Source organism: Pseudomonas sp. NY15372, assembly GCF_048068215.1.
Classification (GTDB): Bacteria; Pseudomonadota; Gammaproteobacteria; order Pseudomonadales; family Pseudomonadaceae; genus Aquipseudomonas; species Aquipseudomonas guariconensis_A.
The window spans coordinates 1-781 of sequence record NZ_JBLUPY010000081.1; the positions used below are offsets into that span (position 1 = coordinate 1).

The 781-nt window shown below is 58.8% G+C and carries 1 protein-coding gene; it reads right to left on the minus strand.

Going from position 1 to position 781, the window contains the following annotated elements; all coding sequences use genetic code 11:
• A partial coding sequence (locus tag ACNFG0_RS22825; protein WP_416766524.1) for an immunoglobulin-like domain-containing protein occupies positions 1–781 on the minus strand: 781 nt, incomplete at both ends.

Below are 781 nucleotides of genomic sequence, written 5' to 3' on the forward strand. Positions count from 1 at the left end.
TACCGATTCAAGCTTGTTGGTAATGGTCGGTTGGCCGCCGGTGAACACATCATCCGGGGCTTTAACGGTAACGGAGCCGCTGGCGCTGCCAGCCGGAATAGTGACTTCGGTGCCATCGGTCAGCTTGAACACCAGGCCGCCGTGACCAGTGACTGGCAATTTCTGGCCGTTGCTCAGCGTGACGGTGTAAGTAATTTCACCACCTTCAGCGACAGAAGATTTATCCACAGACAACGTGGCGGTTACTTCGCTGACGGTGTCGGTGATATTGACGACCGCCTTACCGCCCAATTGCAGATCTTCGAACTGCTTGCCATCAACGCTGGCGTCGGTTACGCCCAGGGAGACCTGGCCCGGATCGGTGAACACGTCGTCGCCCTGGGCGTCGAGCTTGTATTCGACCTCGGTCTCGCCAGCCTTGATGACTACTTTGTCACCATTGCTCAAGGTGACGGTCAGGTCGTGGTCCAGCTTCTGGCTGACCTTGACGGTGAAGGACGGCTGTTGAGCCTCGGTTACATCGCCATTGCCCGCGATGCTGATCATCACGGTGTCGATACTGTCCTTGATCTGGGTTTCGACAGGTGCGGTGTTGAGCGTCAGCTTCTCGAAGTTGCCGCCGCTTGCGCCTGTGATGGTCGTGCTGACGGTGCTGCCATTGACGAAGACATCATTGGCCGGGGTCTGGAAGTCCACGGTGCCCGTGGTTTCGCCGGCCTTGATGGTGATGGTCTGGCCGTTGGACAGGGTGACGGTGACCGGCGTCTGCGCCGGGTTGCTC